General features: G+C 43.5%; 17 protein-coding genes. 14 read left to right on the plus strand and 3 right to left on the minus strand.

Annotation, left to right across the window (positions count from 1 at the left end):
- Positions 1–233 precede the first annotated feature (233 nt).
- Entirely contained in the window at positions 234–998 is a 765-nt protein-coding gene (locus HGO97_RS17300; protein WP_216244184.1) for an IclR family transcriptional regulator, read from the minus strand.
- Between the two features lie 303 nt (positions 999–1,301).
- Between HGO97_RS17300 and kduI the strand changes: the two genes are divergently transcribed.
- The 7 genes from kduI (at position 1,302) to HGO97_RS17335 (ending at position 7,665) form a co-directional block, all read left to right on the plus strand.
- Positions 1,302–2,165 (plus strand): 5-dehydro-4-deoxy-D-glucuronate isomerase, encoded by an 864-nt coding sequence (kduI, locus tag HGO97_RS17305; protein ID WP_216244185.1) that lies wholly within the window; start codon positions 1,302–1,304, stop codon positions 2,163–2,165.
- An 83-nt stretch (positions 2,166–2,248) separates the two neighbouring features.
- Positions 2,249–2,890 carry an RpiB/LacA/LacB family sugar-phosphate isomerase gene (locus HGO97_RS17310; protein WP_216244186.1) on the plus strand — a complete coding sequence of 214 codons (642 nt, stop codon included), beginning with the start codon at positions 2,249–2,251 and terminating at the stop codon, positions 2,888–2,890.
- Positions 2,891–2,893: 3 nt separating this feature from the next.
- Complete coding sequence (locus HGO97_RS17315) at positions 2,894–3,706, plus strand: sugar phosphate isomerase/epimerase family protein (RefSeq protein ID WP_216244187.1); 813 nt, start codon at positions 2,894–2,896, stop codon at positions 3,704–3,706.
- Positions 3,707–3,781: 75 nt separating this feature from the next.
- On the plus strand, positions 3,782–4,651 hold the full coding sequence (locus tag HGO97_RS17320; protein ID WP_216244188.1) for a polysaccharide deacetylase family protein: 870 nt from the start codon (positions 3,782–3,784) through the stop codon (positions 4,649–4,651).
- Between the two features lie 194 nt (positions 4,652–4,845).
- On the plus strand, positions 4,846–5,868 hold the full coding sequence (dctP, locus tag HGO97_RS17325) for a TRAP transporter substrate-binding protein DctP (protein ID WP_216244189.1): 1,023 nt from the start codon (positions 4,846–4,848) through the stop codon (positions 5,866–5,868).
- Positions 5,869–5,877: 9 nt separating this feature from the next.
- On the plus strand, positions 5,878–6,360 hold the full coding sequence (locus tag HGO97_RS17330) for a TRAP transporter small permease (RefSeq protein WP_216244190.1): 483 nt from the start codon (positions 5,878–5,880) through the stop codon (positions 6,358–6,360).
- A complete protein-coding gene (locus HGO97_RS17335; RefSeq protein ID WP_216244191.1) occupies positions 6,361–7,665 on the plus strand; it encodes a TRAP transporter large permease in 1,305 nt (434 codons plus the stop codon).
- A gap of 45 nt (positions 7,666–7,710) precedes the next feature.
- Here the strand turns inward: HGO97_RS17335 and HGO97_RS17340 are convergent, their stop codons facing one another.
- Positions 7,711–8,598, minus strand: a complete 888-nt coding sequence (locus tag HGO97_RS17340) for a helix-turn-helix domain-containing protein (RefSeq protein WP_216244192.1) — start codon at positions 8,596–8,598, stop codon at positions 7,711–7,713.
- Positions 8,599–8,849: 251 nt separating this feature from the next.
- Between HGO97_RS17340 and HGO97_RS17345 the strand changes: the two genes are divergently transcribed.
- Positions 8,850–9,971, plus strand: coding sequence for a glycoside hydrolase family 88/105 protein (locus HGO97_RS17345; RefSeq protein WP_216244193.1), 1,122 nt, complete (start codon positions 8,850–8,852; stop codon positions 9,969–9,971).
- A 126-nt stretch (positions 9,972–10,097) separates the two neighbouring features.
- Complete coding sequence (locus HGO97_RS17350) at positions 10,098–10,901, plus strand: gluconate 5-dehydrogenase (protein WP_216244194.1); 804 nt, start codon at positions 10,098–10,100, stop codon at positions 10,899–10,901.
- Positions 10,902–11,767: 866 nt separating this feature from the next.
- Here the strand turns inward: HGO97_RS17350 and HGO97_RS17355 are convergent.
- Positions 11,768–12,682, minus strand: a complete 915-nt coding sequence (locus tag HGO97_RS17355; RefSeq protein WP_216244195.1) for an AraC family transcriptional regulator — start codon at positions 12,680–12,682, stop codon at positions 11,768–11,770.
- Positions 12,683–12,971: 289 nt separating this feature from the next.
- On the opposite strand from HGO97_RS17355, the gene HGO97_RS17360 reads away from it, so the two are divergent.
- From HGO97_RS17360 to HGO97_RS17380, 5 genes are all read left to right on the plus strand, one after another.
- Positions 12,972–13,931, plus strand: a complete 960-nt coding sequence (locus HGO97_RS17360) for a bifunctional 4-hydroxy-2-oxoglutarate aldolase/2-dehydro-3-deoxy-phosphogluconate aldolase (protein WP_216244196.1) — start codon at positions 12,972–12,974, stop codon at positions 13,929–13,931.
- 60 nt (positions 13,932–13,991) lie between these two features.
- Positions 13,992–15,017: a sugar kinase gene (locus HGO97_RS17365; RefSeq protein ID WP_216244197.1), complete on the plus strand. Its 1,026-nt coding sequence runs from the start codon at positions 13,992–13,994 to the stop codon at positions 15,015–15,017.
- Positions 15,018–15,365: 348 nt separating this feature from the next.
- Positions 15,366–16,301, plus strand: coding sequence for a sensor domain-containing diguanylate cyclase (locus HGO97_RS17370; RefSeq protein WP_216244198.1), 936 nt, complete (start codon positions 15,366–15,368; stop codon positions 16,299–16,301).
- A gap of 41 nt (positions 16,302–16,342) precedes the next feature.
- Positions 16,343–17,008 (plus strand): response regulator transcription factor, encoded by a 666-nt coding sequence (locus tag HGO97_RS17375; RefSeq protein WP_216244199.1) that lies wholly within the window; start codon positions 16,343–16,345, stop codon positions 17,006–17,008.
- Complete coding sequence (locus HGO97_RS17380; RefSeq protein WP_216244200.1) at positions 17,005–18,024, plus strand: sensor histidine kinase; 1,020 nt, start codon at positions 17,005–17,007, stop codon at positions 18,022–18,024. Before HGO97_RS17375 ends, HGO97_RS17380 begins: the two co-directional genes overlap by 4 nt.
- Positions 18,025–18,144: the final 120 nt, after the last annotated feature.

Raw genomic sequence — 18,144 nt, forward strand, 5'->3', positions numbered from 1 at the left:
CCGAAACTGGGGACAGGTATACGGGGAACTGAGCCTTATGTATGAAGGCCGGCTGCCTATCTAAAGGAATCCAAAACCTTTCAGGCCAGGCGGAAGTCCGGCTGTTCTTGACATACGCAAATATATGCGTTATATATAAACCAAGGGCTGAATGCTCATAAAGAAGCCTTCAGCCCTACCATTATCATAGAAGATCTGCTTTTACAGAGATTTCTTCACACACTCGGGACTGATTAGTATCCCCCTACCTCTTTAAATATCTGCTCTTTTGTTGCCAAGATCATCTCTTTCAATTCTTCAATCCGTTCATCACTCATCCGGTCTTTGGGAGCCGAAATGCTGATAGCATAGGAAGGCTTTCCGCTGAAACTTTTCAGAGACACTGCAATACAGCGTACCCCCAGTTCATTCTCCTCATTGTCCATGGCATATCCATTCTTTCGGATATCCTTGATGAGTGCCTCTAATTGTGCAAAATCAGTCACTGTATATTCTGTCAGCCGACGGATATCACTGTGCTCCCAGATATATTGAATTTTCTCATCCGGCATTTCTGCCAGCATCGCTTTACCTACACCGGAGCAGTAGAGTGGGATGCTCTTTCCAACCATAGATACCAGCCGCACAGTGTTGCGTGCAGATTCCACCTTGTCAATATATACGGCATTCATACCATCAAGCTGTACCAGGTGCACGATCTCCCCGGACTGTTCGGCCAGTTGCTTCAGATAAGGCTTTGCAAGATCGACCATATTGTTCTGAGAGAGAATCTGGGTAGAAATCCTGCAAAACTTAAAACTAAGACTATATTTTGATGTTTCCGGGTCCTGCCTAACATAATCCATACAGATAAGCGAGTTCAGAATCCGATGGACGGTACTCTTGTTCAGCTCCAATTCTGTGCTCAATTCCTGTAGTCCCATCGGGCCGGATGCGGCGAGACACTCGATCGTGTGAAAGATACGTTCGGATACCTGGATTGGATTTTTCGTTTCCATAAATGGACAGCCTCCTGACAAGTCATAGTTATAATATACGATGTATTGTATCATGATTAAATAGAAATAGCAAAGAAAAACAGAGAATAAGATTTGCAAGATTTAGTAGAATAAAAGACAGGAAATTGCTTTTTATCTATGCTAAAATAAGCATGTTTGTGTGGGGAAGATCCAGAGACTTAAACAGACCCTGGGAATGAATCATGCATAATTCAATTCCCCACTGTAAAGAGATGACAGGCTGCCTAAAGGTCTGCCATTACGAAGCACAATAATGATTATATTTAGAAAGGAAGCAAAATTATGGAATTAAGAACAGCTGCATCACCAAGAGATGTAAAAAACTATACAACCGAACGTTTAAGAGAGGAATTTCTGATTCCACAGCTCTTTTTTGCAGATGATATCAAGTTAGTTTACAGCCACATTGACCGTATCATCACAGGTGGAGCAATGCCGGTCAAGGAGACACTTGTACTGAAAGCAGGGGAAGAGCTCCGTGCAGATTATTTCCTGGAGAGACGTGAGATGGGCGTCATCAACATCGGCGGAACAGGAATCATCACAATCGATGGAAAGACATACGAAGTCGGACATAAAGAAGGAATGTACATCGGCAGAGGTGCAAAGGATATCACATTTGCAAGTGTAAATGCAGATGCACCTGCAAAATTTTATTTGAATAGTGCACCAGCACATATGACCTATCCGACGGTACTGATTAAGAGAGAGGGTGAGCCGTCAGAGGGTGTTGTGATTGTAAAGGACGAGAATAAAGTAGAGCTTGGAAGTCTTGAGGATTCTAATCACCGTACGATCTGTAAATATATCCTGCCGGGACAGGTAGAGAGCTGTCAGTTGGAAATGGGAATGACCAGTCTGGAGCCGGGAAGTGTTTGGAACACAATGCCTTGCCACACCCATGACAGAAGAATGGAAGTTTACATGTATTTCGAGCTGCCCGAGGATGCATTTGTGATGCACTACATGGGTGAGCCGACAGAGACAAGACATATTGTTGTTAGAAATGAGCAGGCTGTGATTTCACCGAGCTGGTCTATCCATGCAGGAAGCGGCTCCAGGAACTATACATTTATCTGGGGAATGGTCGGAGAAAATCAGGATTTTGATGATATGGATCACTGTGAAATGAAGGATCTGATGTAAGATAAGAGTATAGTCACAGATTTCTATGTAAAATAATAAGTTTCTTATAACAGAAGAAAGTCAATCAAAGGAGGAAAATTGAGATGAAGATCGCATTGATCAATGAAAACAGCCAGGGTGCAAAGAATGCAATGATTTTAAACTCCCTGAAAAAAGTAGTGGAACCGATGGGACACGAAGTATTTAATTATGGAATGTATACAGCAGAGGATGAATGCCAGTTGACATACGTACAGGTTGGTATCCTGGCAGCAGTGCTGTTGAACTCCGGCGCTGCAGATTACGTTATCACAGGATGCGGAACAGGTGAAGGGGCTATGCTGGCATGTAACTCTTTCCCGGGAGTAATCTGCGGACATGTTGAGGATGCACTTGATGCATATACATTTGCACAGATCAATGATGGAAATGCAATTGCAATCCCATTTGCAAAAGGTTTCGGATGGGGCGGAGACCTGAATCTGGAATACATCTTTGAAAAATTATACGTAGAAGAGAGCGGACAGGGATATCCAAGAGAGCGCGCCGTTCCAGAGCAGAGAAATAAGAAGATTCTGGATGAAGTAAAAAAGGTGACATATCGTAAGCTCACAGATATCTTGAGAGAGCTGGATCAGGAACTTGTAAAGGGTGCACTTAGCGGAGAAAAGTTCCAGGAGTTATTCTTTGCAAATTGTAAAGATGAGGAAATTGCAGCAGCCGTGAAAGAGATTTTGGGGTTATAGAATATGAAGATTGGTGTACGTGCCCATGATTATGGGAAAATGGAAATCGAGCAGCTTGCCAAGACGCTTCATTCCGTTGGATATGAAGCTGCACAGCTTGCACTGCCGAAAGCATTTGCAGGGATAGACAGCTATGAAGATATAACACTCTCCCATTTAGACCGTATTCGTAATGCATTCGAAAAGAATGGAATTGAAATTCCGGTATTTGGATGCTATATGGATCTGGGCAACCCGGATGAAAGTGTGCGCAGATTTGCGGTAAAGACACTGAAAATGTGTCTGGCATACAGCAAAGAGGTTGGTGCAAAGGTAGTGGGAACAGAGACCGCATATCCTCATCTGAGCAGGGAAGAGAAGGCCGTTTGGTATCCTTATATGCTTGACAGCATTAAGCGTGTTGTGGAAGAGGCCCAGAGATTGGATGTAAAGCTGGCAATCGAGCCGGTTTACTGGCATCCGCTTGAGAACCTGGAGGCAGTCATGGATGTAATGGAGCAGGTGGGCGATGAGATACATCTGAGGATGATTTTTGATGCATCCAATCTCTTAGAGTTCCCGGATACGACAGACCAGAATGCCTATTGGAGCGAGTGGCTTCGTAATACAGGAAAATATATTGAGGCGATGCATATTAAAGATTTCTATTTTGATGAAAATAGAAATTATTGTCCGACCCCACTGGGGAAAGGCGCGATTGATTATTCAGCGATATCAAAGTGGCTACATGAGAACCGGCCGGATATGTATCTACTGCGAGAAGAAATGAATCCGCAGATAGCCCAGGAAGATATTCAGTTCATGAAAAATTTATAGTAAAATAAAGGGGCAGTTTCTGTAGTTTGCAGAGGCTGCCTTTCATCATATTTAAAGCAGGAGGTTTCAATAACAATGTTAAGATTAAGAAGAGATATACCTTTATTTCCACAGGGAAAAAAGAAAGCACTGACTTTAAGCTACGACGACGGCGTTACACAGGATGAACGTCTGATTGGTCTAATGCAAAGATATGGAATAAAAGGGACGTTTAATATCAATCCCGGGCTGGCGGGAGACAATGACTGGTTGGAGCAGCCGGGAGTCCAGGTGGACCATAATAAGTTTCCGAAGGAAAAAATAGCAGAGATTTATGAAGGACAGGAGATTGCAGTCCATACGATGACCCACCCGGATCTGCCCAGAGTGCCGGAAGGAATGGCTGCCTACGAGATTGCTGAATGCCGCAGGGAGCTGGAAGCCTTAGTGAAGGCACCGGTCACTGGGATGGCTTATCCGTTCGGTACATGGAGCGACAAGGTGAAAAAAGTTGCGGCTGCCTGTGGAATTTCTTATGCAAGGACTACAAAGCCGACTTTCGGATTTTCACTGCCGGAAGATTTTTTGGAATGGCATCCGACCTGCCATCACACAGAACCAAGGATGATGGAACTGCTTGAAGAATTTTTAAAGCCAATTGACCAGAATCAGTTCCTTTCTCCGCAGCTTTATTATTTATGGGGCCATGCCTATGAATTTGACGCACATGATCAGTGGGAAGAAATCGAAGCGTTTCTAAAGAAAGCATCTGGCAGAGTGGACATATGGTATGCTACGAACAAAGAGATCTGTGAGTACATAAAAGCGGTTCGTAATTTGGTATATTCCGCTACAGGAGATTACATTTATAATCCATCCTGTCTGGATGTTTGGATGCAGATCGATGGAAAAGAGTACTGTATCAAAAGTGGAGAAACAACAACAATACCATATGAACATCATTAATTTTGAGAGCAATATTCTTTGAAAAATGTGTAATAGAAGCAATATTTATAGAAAAACCCCATTTTTTTTGTGCTAGAATAGCAACATAACAAGTGCACAAACAATAAATGATACAAGATGAAATCGAGTATACCATGTGAGAAGAAGACCGGTCTGACTGACATGGGAGATTCATTGAAGAGAAGGAGAGTAACATGGGAAGCATCAAGAAAAAGATTGGGGTTGCGGCTTCCGCAATCGGACTTTTAGCTGTAGCTGCAACGTTCGTATCTGTTGTAAGTGCTAACAGCAGTGAGAAAGTGGAAATCAGGCTGGCACATAATCAGTCCGCCGGTTCAGAAATTGCAGACTCTATTGCAAAATTTTCAGAATTTGTAGCAGAAGACGATTCCAAGAATCTTGACATTAATATTTATGCCAGTGGTGTACTTGGAACCGAGAAGGAAGAGATTGAGATGGTCCAGGCAGGAATCCTGGATATGGCAAAGGTAAGCTCCAATACGCTGGGACAGTTTGATGACAGATATGCAATTTTCGCAGTACCATATCTGTTCGTAGATCAGGAACACTACTATACAGCGATGGAGGAGAGCCAGGAAGTAAAGGATCTGTTTACTGCAACAGAGGACCAGGGCTTTATCGCAATTGGTTATTATGCAAATGGCTCCAGAAACTTCTACTTAAAGAAAGATGTCTGCTGTGACAGCCCGGAAGTGCTCAAAGGATTAAAAATCCGTTCCATGCCAAGTTCAACATCTATGGATATGATCGAGAAAATGGGAGGTTCCGCAGTACCGATGGCAGGTAGTGAGACATATACTGCATTGCAGCAGGGAATTGTAGACGGTGCGGAGAACACGGAGCTGGCACTTACCGTTGACGGACACCAGGATCTGGTTAAATCCTATACATATACTGAACACCAGTATTCTCCTGATATCTATATCATCAGTACAAAAATGTGGAACAGCCTGAATGCAGACCAGCAGGATTACCTGGTGGAATGTCTGGAGAAGACAAATGACAACTTCAAGAGCCTGTACAACGGAATGATGGAAGAGGCGATTGAAGAGGCACAGTCCCATGGAGTGAATGTTTATAGGGATATTGATAAGAGCGCGTTCATCGAGGCCGTACAGCCAATCCATGAAGAGTTCTGTGAGAGAGGCGAAGGCTACAAAGCACTCTATGAAGATATCCAGAGTTACGCAGAGTAGGGGGAACAGATGATGAAAATATTAAATAAGATAATAGAATACGTACTGGCCATTCTGGTCGTAGTCATGGTGGCTGGATGTTTTTGGCAGATATTCACCCGGTTTATCCTGAATAATCCGAGTTCCTGGACAGAAGAGCTTCTGCGTTATGCTCTGATCTGGTTGACTATGCTGGGTGTTCCATATGCGTACGGAAAAGAACAGCATATCGCAATTGAATTTATTACAAGTACATTTACAAAAAAAGGTACATTGAAAAATAAGATTTTTATTGAAATTCTTGTACTTTTCCTCAGCTCCTTTGTTATGATCGCCGGAGGTATCATGGTTTCTGTCAATGCGGCAGGACAGGTCTCACCGGCCATGGGAATCCCGATGCAGCTCTACTATATCGGAATCCCGATCTGTGGAGTATTGATGGTAATTTACTCCGTACAGAGATTGATTCGGTTCATACGTGAATGGAAAGAAACAAAGGAGGAGGGCAAATAAATGGAATTACAGGCAGCTTTAGTACTGGTTATATTATTCTTTTTCCTGCTGGCGATGAGCGTTCCCGTATCATTCAGCATCATCACCTCAGCATTGGTTACAATTATCATGTTCCTGAACCCACAGTTCGGAATGTTTATCTCCGCACAGAAACTGGTCAGCGGAATCGATAGCTTTACACTGCTTGCAGTCCCGTTCTTTATCCTGGCAGGCCAGTTGATGAGCAGCGGCGGTATCGCAAGACGGTTGATCAACCTTGCGATGTTATTCCTTGGTAAAGTACCAGGATCTCTGGCACTGACAAATATTGCAGGAAACGCAATGTTCGGTTCTCTTTCTGGTTCCGGTATCGCAGCAGCAACTGCAATCGGCGGTGTTATGAACCCATTGGAAAAAGAATCCGGTTATGACGAAGGATTCTCAGCAGCAACTAATATCGCAACCGCACCAGTTGGACAGTTGATTCCTCCGACGAACGCATTCATCGTATACTCTGCAGCAAGCGGCGGCGCATCTGTTGCTACCTTATTCATGGCAGGATGGATACCAGGACTCTTATGGGCATTTGCATGTATGGTCGTTGCATTCCTTTATGCAAAGAAAAAAGGCTATGTAATTAAACGTGATAAGCTGACAGGAAAGATTATCTTAAAGACAATCTGGGATGCAATTCCAAGCCTTCTGCTGATCGTAATCATTATCGGCGGTATCCTGTCCGGTTACTTTACACCAACAGAGGCTTCTGGAGTCGCAGTTATTTATGCCTTTATCTTATCCGTATTTGTATATAAGAGCATCAAGGTCTCTGAAATCAAAGATATCCTGGTCAATGCTGCAGTCATGACAACAATCGTTATGCTGATCATCGGAGCATCCTCTGTATTGTCATTCGTACTGTCATTCACAGGACTGCCGCAGGCAATCTCAAGTCTGATGCTTGGAATTTCTGACAACAAGATTGTGATTCTGCTCCTGATCAATGTCATCTTACTGATTGTGGGAACCTTTATGGATATGGCACCGGCACTTCTGATTTTTACACCGATCTTCCTGCCGGTTGTGACAAGCATTGGCATGGACCCAATTCAGTTTGGTGTTATGATGGTTATGAACCTTTCCATCGGTACAATCACACCTCCGGTCGGAAGCGTATTGTTCGTTGGATGCAGCGTTGCAAAACTAAAAGTAGAAGATGTAATGAGACGTTTGATTCCATATTTTGTGGCAATCGTTGCAGCATTACTCTTTGTAACATTTGTGCCGGCATTTAGTACCTGGCTGCCGGGTGTACTCGGCCTGATGTAATCTAAGGCAGAGCAAGAAAGAAAAGACGCCGGAAAATCCCCCTGCTCAGGGATTTACCGGCGTTGTATTGGAAATAAAGAGATTCCGGGCTTTACGGTATTTTAACGGGGACATGGTCATGTAGTTCTTAAAGGTTTGTTCAAAATGAGTAAGGCTAGCATAGCCTACCATCTCCGCAATCTCCGAAATGCTGTAATCAGTCTCCTCAAGAAGTCGTTTGGCCTTCTGAATCCGGTGAATATTGATATATTCGCGGATCGTATAACCGGTGACATCCTTGAATAACCGACAGACATAATACTTGCTCAAGAAGAAACGCTCCGCAAGCTGTTCCAGGGAAATTTCATCCTCGCAGTGTTGAGAGAGATAGTCAGCAATCTCATAAACATGATGGTACTTCTCGTCGTTTGGCAGAAGCGGCAGTTCCTGAGTAGTGGAATCTAAATCCCGCGAAATATTCAGGAAATAAGAGGTGACGGCAAGCTCTATGGCCTGCTTGTAATTACGTTTTTTATTTTTATATTCTTCCTTGAATAGATAATACAGGTTCATGAATTGTTCCTGCTGCTGGGGAGTCAGATGGTAGACACCATAATTCTGATGGAAGAAGCGGACCAGATGCAGGGTATTGAACTTTTCATCCAGCTCCTTCATCTTATCCAGCGTAACGTAAAGGATGATCCTATTGTGGCCTGTATCTTCTGCAGATACAGATTTTGTCATGTGAATCAGGTTGGTATCTACAAGGATCAGATCGCCTTTGGAGGCAACGAAATTCCTGTTATTAAAGAAGAAAAGGCGCTGCCCTTCCAGAATATAAAAAATCTCATACTCGGTGTGGAAATGCTTAACACGCATATCAAATTTGCCGTAGCGGACCATGTGTTCCAGGGAAATGCCGTCAATGGCTGCATAATAAGTGACCTTTTCCAAAGCTTGGACCTCACTTTCTCTTTCATTAAGTATATTTCATCGAACATTCGTAGTTCAATAAGTTTATTCTATTGACCATTCGTAGTTTAATAAGTATATAATAAAGGAAGAAAAAAATCCATAACAGGAATAGGAAAAATCGGATATCGTATGGAACATAAGCAGTTCAATAAGCATACCTTATTGACCAATCGTAGTCCAATAAGTATGCATTAAAATCATTTAGTAATCGATAGGAAAGGAAATCAGGAATGAATATTAAAGAAACAGAACTCAGAAAGAAATTAGATCTGGTAATTGAGAAGCTTCTGAACCTCGGCGGACCGGATAATGAAAAAGAACTGGAGGAATCCGGCGGGGAAGCAATCGGATTTTTCAAAAGGGATTTTGGAATTAGAGAATGGGACTGGCCTCAGGGAGTTGGTCTGTATGGGCTGCTGAAAATCATGCAGTATGACAAGAACGAGGAGTATAAAGAATTCCTGCATGATTGGTTCGTAGAAAACATGGAGCAGGGACTTCCGTCAAGGAATATCAATACCACTACTCCATTGCTGACACTGGTCGAGCTGAATGAGTACTATCATGACGAGAAGTTCGAAAAATTATGTCTGGATTGGGCTGACTGGCTGATGAACTGCATTCCGAGGACAAAGGAGGGCGGCTTCCAGCATGTGACAAGTGCCAATGGTGACCGTCAGGGAGTGCGCCTCAATGAGAATGAAATGTGGATCGATACTTTGTTCATGACAGTTCTCTTCCTGAATAAAATGGGACAGAAATATCAGAATGAAGAATGGATCAATGAGGGAATTCACCAGGTACTGATGCACATCAAGTATTTGTATGACAAAGAGAGCGGACTGTTCTATCATGGATGGACTTTTAATGGATACAACAACTTCGGTGGAATCTTCTGGTGCCGCGGCAACAGTTGGTTCACTTTGGGAATTCTGGATTATGTAGATATGTTCAAAGGCAGTCTGAATCCAGGTGTGAAGACAATCATCATTGATACCTATAAGGCACAGGTAAAAGCACTCAAAAAGCTTCAGGCTCCGAGCGGTCTGTGGCATACTGTGCTGACTGATCCTGACAGTTATGAAGAGGTATCCGGGTCCGCTGCAATTGCGACAGGTATCCTGAAAGGTATCCGCTTTGGTATCCTGGATGATTCTTACTTGCCATGTGCAGAAAAAGCAATCAAGGGAATCTTAAAGAACATCGATAAGGATGGTACTGTTCTCAATGTATCCGGCGGTACAGGTATGGGAATGGATGCTGACCATTATAAAAATATCCTGATTGCGCCGATGGCATATGGACAGTCACTCACAATTCTTGCATTGGCAGAGGCACTGCTACATTTATAATCAGTGTGAAGTTTTTTAGGAACAAGCGGTAAAAAACGGTCATGGGCAAGTATTGCAATTGTTTGAGCGTCCGCTTTACAAACGTTTTCTTACCGCAACCAAGAGATATTATAGGAGGAAAAATAAATGAGTATTTTAAACAGTTTTTCATTGGAAGGAAAAGTTGCGCTGGTAACAGGCGGAGCTTATGGAATTGGGTTTGCCATTGCAGAGGCATATGCAAAGGCAGGAGCAAAGATTGCATTTAACTGCAGAAGCCAAGAGCACATGGACAAGGCACTTGCAGATTACGAGGCAAAGGGTATTGACGCAAAAGGTTATATCTGTGATGTGACCGATGAGGCACAGGTCGCAGATATGGTTGCTTCTATTAAAAAGGAACTTGGTATCATCGATATTTTGGTAAATAATGCAGGAATCATCAAACGTATTCCTATGACAGATATGAGCGTAGAAGAATTCCGCCAGGTAATCGATATTGACCTGAATGCACCATTTATCATGTCCAAGGCTGTTCTTCCAGATATGATTGAAAAAGGTCATGGAAAAATCATTAACATCTGCTCCATGATGAGTGAACTGGGACGTGAGACTGTATCTGCTTATGCAGCAGCTAAGGGCGGTCTCAAGATGCTGACAAAGAATATCTGTTCTGAATATGGGGAGTACAATATCCAGTGTAACGGTATTGGACCTGGATATATTGCAACACCACAGACAGCACCTCTTAGAGAGACACAGGAGGATGGAAGCAGACATCCATTCGATCAGTTCATCATCTCCAAGACACCAGCAGCACGCTGGGGAAATCCAGAAGATCTGATGGGACCGGCTATCTTTCTTGCTTCAGATGCTTCCGATTTTGTCAATGGACAGATACTGTACGTAGATGGAGGAATCCTGGCATATATCGGAAAACAACCCAAATAAAAAGACGTAGTGACGAGCTTTAGTCTCGGAACGGATGGGGAGGACGCCAAATGAAACGGGGGACCGGGAGCCTGCTGACCTGTGATGTCGTTTCAAAATCCGACCGCTTGACGAAGATGTACTAATGGCCCAGTAGGCACTCAGAAGGACAGACCCGGGATGCGGTGAAAAAAATCGATATTTTTTCACCGCATCCCGGGATGAAAATTGATTTTGGAGAATCAATTTTCATTCCTTCTGGGTACCTACTGGGCCACAAGTACATCTAATCGTCCGCTTTAAGGACTTTCGAAACGACATCACAGGTCAGCAGACTCCCGGCCCCCGTTTCATTTGGCTTGGTGCATCCAGACGGTCGGAAAAGCTGTTACTAAGGCAGCCACCCAACTGAAGCAGCGTATTCATTCGAAGAGGGGGGAGTGGTCAGGAGAGTTCATATTGTTATAGAAGTGAAGTTCACTCTTTATCGAGTAAATACGCTTTTCAGGTATGCGGGCCCCTTAGTAACATTTTTCTGACGTTTGGATGAGTCAGCTGAGGAAGATATGGAGGGTGATCGGCCCTGCCTGTGCCCCTGGTGGTTCCAAACCCATAAAGACCGTGTTAGAAAACGTTACAGAAAAAATGAGGAAAAGGAAGGTCGGAATTAGGCGTTCAGCGCCTAATTGCGTGCCATACTTGCTGAGAAATCATCCAGATTTCTCAGCATATATGGCAGTGCCTTTCTTTTCCTCATTTTTACTGTTACATTTTCTTCACGGACGGTAAGGGTTTGGAACCAACAGGGGCACAGGCAGGGCCGATTACCCTCCATATCTTCCTCAGCGTCCCTATATAATCTAAAAACTGTTACTCCTTCCCCCGCTTCAGCGTTCGAATTGGGCGTATTTTTTGGGGGATATCCCCACTGCCTTTGTAAAGGCTTTCAGGAAGTTGCTGTAGTCATTGAATCCACACATTGGGCAGACATCGGTTACGGAATATCCCTCTGCGAGCAGAGCCTTAGCGTGTGTGATTCGTTTGGCGGTGATATAACGGTTGATGGTAGTTCCGGTCTCAGTCTTAAAGATCTTGCAGAGATAGGAGGGGCTTAGGTAAAAGTGGGAAGCAAGGTTCTGAATCGTCAGCTCTTCTGTCAGATTTTGGTTCACGTAGGACAGAATCGCGTCAATCTGTGTGTGACGTGAGGTAGTATTCTTTTCAAGGTCCCCATCCTTTTCGGCTGCATGGACAGCTTCGTCTAAAGAACCTTCCGAAGTCTCCGACTGGATGTTACGTGTATAAAAAATTTTATTTAAAAATGTCATCAATTCCAGGAATAGTGCATGTTCCAGAATATCTTGTCCAAATGTCCCTACATCTCTGAGTTTATGGATATAATAGAGAAAACGGTTTTGCTCATCAGCGGTTAGAGAAATCTTATGGCCGCCCGCATGTTCACGGCTGGAAAAACAGTAGTTCAGGTCCGTCTGCTGGCTGCAGCAGCTTTTCAGATAATCCGGGTAAATGGAGAGGATGATTCGTTCATGGGTCACACTATCAATTTGTGACAGGTAGTGGCTTTCATATTGGTTGATGAAAAAAAGGTCCCCGGGTCTGAAATCATAGAAGCGGTTATCAATCAAGAACTGTTTTCCACCGGAAATGGAATAGTAGATTTCATAACAGTCATGGATATGGATTTTCATCGGTTTTTCATCATTATATAAATGAGCTGCAGCGAAGCGCTGTGTATTCAGACAAGATTCAATGGCGTCCTGACATGAAGTATGGATCAGCATAGCTTTACCTCCTTTTGCTATCAAGTATAACATGTCCGTCAAGCGGATGAAAACAGCAGAAAATGAAAAAAATAATCCCGGGAGGTTTTTTGCGAATGGCATGAGTGAACAGTAACAAATTTTCGAGATATTTTGGATAAACAGGTTGACAACGAGGGCGAAAAGAGTATAATAAAAAACATAAGAGGTTCATAATATGGAATATAGTTCCATAATATGAAATGATGAACAGGCAAGACGAGCAGAAAAGTAATCCGCAAATATTAGAAATCAAAAAAGGAGAACAGTTATGAACGAAGTATTAGAGAAGATTCAGAAGATAGGACTTGTACCAGTTGTAGTACTTGAGGATGCAAAGGATGCAGCACCTTTGGCAAAGGCACTGTGTGAAGGCGGACTTCCATGTGCAGAGGTGACATTCAGAACTGCAGCAGCCGAAGAGTCTATCCGTATCATGGCATCTGAATTCCCGGAGATGCTGGTAGGAGCAGGGACTGTACTGACAACAGAGCAGGTAGACCGTGCAGTGGCAGCGGGCGCGAAGTTTATCGTAAGCCCTGGACTGAATCCTAAGGTCGTAAAGTATTGTATCGAAAAAGGGGTGCCGGTCACACCGGGAACCTCCAATCCAAGTGATGTTGAGCAGGCACTCGAATTAGGCTTAGATGTTGTGAAGTTCTTCCCGGCAGAGGCGTCAGGCGGACTGAACATGATCAAATCCATGGCAGCCCCATATACGAACCTTAAGTTCATGCCGACAGGCGGAATCAACGCAAAGAACTTGAATGAGTACCTTGCGTTTCCGAAGATTCTCGCATGCGGCGGAAGCTGGATGGTAAAGGGAGACCTTGTTAAGGCTGGGAAGTTCGATGAGATTACAGCACTGACAAGAGAGGCAGTGATGAAGATGCTTGGTTTTGAGCTGAAGCACATCGGTATCAATTGTGCAGATGAAGATGAGGCGGAGAAGACAGCAGGAGCATTTGCAGGAATGTTCGGACTGGAGAAGGTAAGCGGCAACAGCTCTGTATTTGCAGGAACTATGGTAGAAGCAATGAAGAGCCCATTCAAGGGAGCGAACGGACATATTGCAATTGCAACGAACAGCGTAGACCGTGCAGTGAACTACCTGGAATCTCAGAACGTAGAATTTGATTATGATACAGCAAAATATAAAGATGGAAGAATGACCGTGATTTACATGAAAAACGAAATCGGTGGATTTGCAGTACATCTGGTACAGAAATAAGAAGCAACAAAATAAAAATTAAAATAAGAATTTTAGGATCAAAGCGGAGGATTACAGATCATGAGTAAGAAAGTCATTACATTTGGTGAAATCATGTTAAGACTGGCACCGGAAGGATATTATCGTTTCGTACAGGCAGAGACATTGGGAGCGACCTATGGCGGAGGAGAGGCAAATGTAGCAGTTTCTCTGGCTAACTATGGATTTGATGCAAAGTTTGTTACGAAGCTGCCAAAGCACGAGATTGGGCAGGCAGCAGTGAACTCCCTGAGAAGATATGGAGTAGATACCTCTTACATCGCACGCGGCGGTGACAGAGTGGGAATCTATTTCCTGGAGAAGGGTGCATCCCAGAGACCATCCAAAGTAATTTATGACCGTGCAGGTTCTTCTATTTACACTGCATCAAAGGAAGACTTTAATTGGAAAGAGATTTTTGATGGAGCAGAGTGGTTCCACTTTACAGGAATTACACCGGCGCTCAACGATGGTGTTGCTGAGATCTGTCTGGATGCATGTAAAGCTGCAAAGGAAGCAGGGGTCAAGATTTCTTGTGACCTGAACTACAGAAACAAGCTGTGGAGCAAAGAGAAAGCTGGTCAGGTAATGGGCGAGCTGTGTAAATATGTAGATGTCTGCATTGCGAACGAAGAGGATGCAGCAGATGTATTCGGTATCCACGCGGCCAATACAGATGTTACAGCAGGAGAAGTAAATCACGAAGGTTACAAGGATGTTGCAAAACAGCTCGCTGACCGCTTCGGATTTGAGAAAGTGGCAATTACACTGCGTGAGTCCCTTTCTGCAAATGATAACAACTGGTCTGCAATGTTATATGATGGAACTGATTATTATTTCAGCAAGAAATACAAGATGCATATCGTTGACCGTGTAGGCGGCGGAGACAGCTTTGGAGGCGGATTAATCGCTGCATCCTTAAGTGGATATGATCCACAGGCTACTATCGAATTTGCAGTTGCTGCATCTTGTCTGAAACACTCCATCGAGGGTGACTTTAATATGGTATCAATGGACGAAGTCGCAAAACTGGCCGGAGGAGATGCTTCCGGACGTGTCCAGAGATAAGATAGAGAATCTCATTTTGCCAATTTAGGATATGGCTGTCACATTTTTGTGGCAGCCATATTCTGTTATATGGAATCCATCACCTCACCCCAATAAGCAAAAGGGTAAGCGGCATCACAGCGACAGATAGTTTTACTGGCTGCTTTTGCGCATGTAGGTTGAAATGAGCTGTGAACAGTAATGACGAAGAAGCACAGAAAATAATAAATAAGAAAACAATAAATAAGAAAACAACTTTCTATTTTTATATAAATATAGTAAACTGAATGCAGGAAAAAAGAGTTATAATTGGACATAGAATAGAAGATATTGAGGGATAGAACAGCAGCAGAAAGGGAATAGACCGGCATGGATGAATTAAAACAGTATCAGGAAAGACTACATATCGCATTGACCGCTGCTAAAATCTGTATTTTTGAAGTGGATATTACTAAGCAGTTATATACATTCTTTGAAAATGCAGAGGCAATCTTCGGTGTGTCAGATGATACGATTTTAAAAGCAGTTCAGCCCTACAGCACATTGGAACCGGAAGCATACCGCGTGGCAGTGAGTTCTTATTTTTCTCATCCTGACGATGGAGAAGTGATTGCGGATGCTTTTGAGCATATCTTAAAAGGTGACCCGGTCACCTACGAGGCACGGATGAAAGCAGGAGATTCAGAATTTATCTGGTGCAGGCTCCATATGACTCCTATCATAGAGAATGGGAAGTCTGTGAGGATGATAGGGGTCATTACGGATATCAGTGACATTAAAAAAAGGACGGACAGTTTGGAGCGGGCCGTTTTCAGGGATAGTTTTACAGGCCTTTATAATAAAAAATATACAATCTCATTGATTGACCGCATGCTGAAAAAAGAGGGGAATTTGCAGCATGCCCTCATTATCGTAGATATAGATAATTTTAAAAGGTTTAATGACACTTATGGCCATCATGAGGGCGATAAGATCATTGAGGGAGTATCCCGACAGATCAAGAATACCTTCAGAAAAGAGGATATTGCGGGCAGATTCGGCGGTGATGAGTTTATCATGCTTGTTCGGGATATCGCTGACAGTGAGAGACTGCGTGAGAAATTGCAGGGGCTGACATATTTCACAGTTGACGGGGTGTCCTGTACCAACAGTATAGGTGTTTCCCTGTTTCCACAGGACGGAGAAGACTTCCAGGAACTTTTTAAACGGGCAGATGCAGCACTGTACAACGCGAAGGTACAGAAGGAGAAGTTTATGTTTTACACAGAAATACAGGAACAGGCAGAGAATAAGGCAGCAGAGTAAAAGACAGGGAACTTAGAGAATGCAGGGGAATGGAGGATACCATGGAAAGAATCTTGATTGTAGAAGACGAGGAAAAAATCAGGGAAGAACTTTGTACGGCCCTAACGAAGAAAGGATACACCTGCATCCTGATTGAGAATTTTGAGGACGTGGCGGGACAGATTGTTTCCCAGGCACCGGATCTGGTTCTTCTGGACTTAAATCTGCCGGTGCAGGATGGGTTCTATATCTGCCGGGAGGTAAGAAAGAGTCTGGATGTTCCGATCATTGTTGTGACGAGTTCCAACAGTGATATGGATGAGCTGATGAGCCTCAATTGTGGTGCAGATGATTTTATCACAAAGCCATACAACATGCACATCCTCCAGGCGCACATTGCAACGGTGCTCCACCGTGCATACGGACGGAAACAGAACATGGTGCTGGTGCATAAGGGCCTGTCTCTCGACATCTTGAAGGGGCGTATCTCCTATCAAGGAAAAGAGACGGATCTTACCAAGAATGAGCTTGGCATTTTAAAACTGCTGATGGAGAATGCAGGGAGTATCATTTCGAGGAATGATATTATCTGTCAGTTATGGGAGATGGAAGAATTTGTGGAAGAGAGCACACTGAATGTGAATATCAATCGCCTGCGTCGTAAGCTGTCTGAGCTGGGATTGGAGGATTACCTTATCACAAAGCGTGGAATGGGGTATATGGTATGAGCATAGGCGAATATATCAAGGATAAATGGGCTTCTATTTGTATTGAGGTTCTGACCTGTATATTGACTACAGTTTTTCTTATCTTTATGGAAGTGGAAATCCCAGCAGTCGCTGTAGTGGAGGCTATTTTCGTCTTGGGGGTCCTGGGACAGTTCTTTTATGATTGTGTACAGAAAAAGCGGTATTATGACGAACTAGCCGAGACATGGAATGATCTGGAGGAAAAATCTTACCTTTGTGAGGTGATTGATCCTCCCTACTTTTATGACGGAAAATTAATGTACCAGATCATCAAACAGAGTGGAAAGTATTTAAATGATGTGATTGCGGCTCAGCAGCAGGAAATGCTGGATTATAAAGAATATATTCAGACCTGGGCGCATGAGATTAAGACTCCGATCGCTGTACAGGAGCTGATTATTGAGAATAACCGCAATCCAGTTACATCAAGCCTTGAGGAAGAAGCACATAAAATCACGGCCTATGTTGAGCAAATGATGTACTATACCAAAAGCGGCAGTCTGGAATCCGACTATATCATACAGCACGTGGGCCTTAAGAAGCTGGTGATGGAGGTAATACGGAAACATTCTAAGATGATGGTAGGGGCAGGAGTGATCCCCAAATTGGAAAACCTGGATTATGAAGTCCTGACAGATCCCAAGTGGATGGAATTCATCTTGGGGCAGATTGTTATGAATTCGGTAAAATACTGCGATCCGAAAAAGAAACCTTATATCCTGTTTCGTGCCGTCATGGAGGATAAAAGTATCATTTTGTCGATTGCGGATAATGGAATCGGGATACCGAAGGGAGATATATCCCGGGTATTCAGAAAAGGCTTTACTGGAGAGAATGGCAGGGTCTATAAGAAATCAACAGGGATGGGCTTATATCTTTGCAAGGATCTATGTGAGAAAATGCAGGTGCCTCTCGAGATTAGTTCCACGCAGGGGGAGGGAACGAAGCTTTCACTGCGTTTAAAAATGTGGGATGGGGATGCCGGGCAGCAATAGAAATTTGATAAAAGAAAAGAAATCGTGGATTCAAAGGAAACGTGTCAGGAAGCTTCATGAAAGGGAGAAGCACCTGACACGTTTTGTTTTATTCCATTCGATAAGCGTAAAAAGGGTATG

The sequence above is a fragment of the Faecalicatena faecalis genome (assembly GCF_012524165.2).
Taxonomy (GTDB): Bacteria; Bacillota; Clostridia; order Lachnospirales; family Lachnospiraceae; genus Faecalicatena_A; species Faecalicatena_A faecalis.

What these genes read in the sequence shown, in the direction of transcription:
- HGO97_RS17300 (WP_216244184.1), bottom strand. Translation starts at nt 998, where the DNA reads ATGGAAACGAAAAATCCAATCCAGGTATCCGAACGTATCTTTCACACG.
- kduI (WP_216244185.1), top strand. Translation starts at nt 1,302, where the DNA reads ATGGAATTAAGAACAGCTGCATCACCAAGAGATGTAAAAAACTATACA.
- HGO97_RS17310 (WP_216244186.1), top strand. Translation starts at nt 2,249, where the DNA reads ATGAAGATCGCATTGATCAATGAAAACAGCCAGGGTGCAAAGAATGCA.
- HGO97_RS17315 (WP_216244187.1), top strand. Translation starts at nt 2,894, where the DNA reads ATGAAGATTGGTGTACGTGCCCATGATTATGGGAAAATGGAAATCGAG.
- HGO97_RS17320 (WP_216244188.1), top strand. Translation starts at nt 3,782, where the DNA reads ATGTTAAGATTAAGAAGAGATATACCTTTATTTCCACAGGGAAAAAAG.
- dctP (WP_216244189.1), top strand. Translation starts at nt 4,846, where the DNA reads ATGGGAAGCATCAAGAAAAAGATTGGGGTTGCGGCTTCCGCAATCGGA.
- HGO97_RS17330 (WP_216244190.1), top strand. Translation starts at nt 5,878, where the DNA reads ATGATGAAAATATTAAATAAGATAATAGAATACGTACTGGCCATTCTG.
- HGO97_RS17335 (WP_216244191.1), top strand. Translation starts at nt 6,361, where the DNA reads ATGGAATTACAGGCAGCTTTAGTACTGGTTATATTATTCTTTTTCCTG.
- HGO97_RS17345 (WP_216244193.1), top strand. Translation starts at nt 8,850, where the DNA reads ATGAATATTAAAGAAACAGAACTCAGAAAGAAATTAGATCTGGTAATT.
- HGO97_RS17350 (WP_216244194.1), top strand. Translation starts at nt 10,098, where the DNA reads ATGAGTATTTTAAACAGTTTTTCATTGGAAGGAAAAGTTGCGCTGGTA.
- HGO97_RS17355 (WP_216244195.1), bottom strand. Translation starts at nt 12,682, where the DNA reads ATGCTGATCCATACTTCATGTCAGGACGCCATTGAATCTTGTCTGAAT.
- HGO97_RS17360 (WP_216244196.1), top strand. Translation starts at nt 12,972, where the DNA reads ATGAACGAAGTATTAGAGAAGATTCAGAAGATAGGACTTGTACCAGTT.
- HGO97_RS17365 (WP_216244197.1), top strand. Translation starts at nt 13,992, where the DNA reads ATGAGTAAGAAAGTCATTACATTTGGTGAAATCATGTTAAGACTGGCA.
- HGO97_RS17370 (WP_216244198.1), top strand. Translation starts at nt 15,366, where the DNA reads ATGGATGAATTAAAACAGTATCAGGAAAGACTACATATCGCATTGACC.
- HGO97_RS17375 (WP_216244199.1), top strand. Translation starts at nt 16,343, where the DNA reads ATGGAAAGAATCTTGATTGTAGAAGACGAGGAAAAAATCAGGGAAGAA.
- HGO97_RS17380 (WP_216244200.1), top strand. Translation starts at nt 17,005, where the DNA reads ATGAGCATAGGCGAATATATCAAGGATAAATGGGCTTCTATTTGTATT.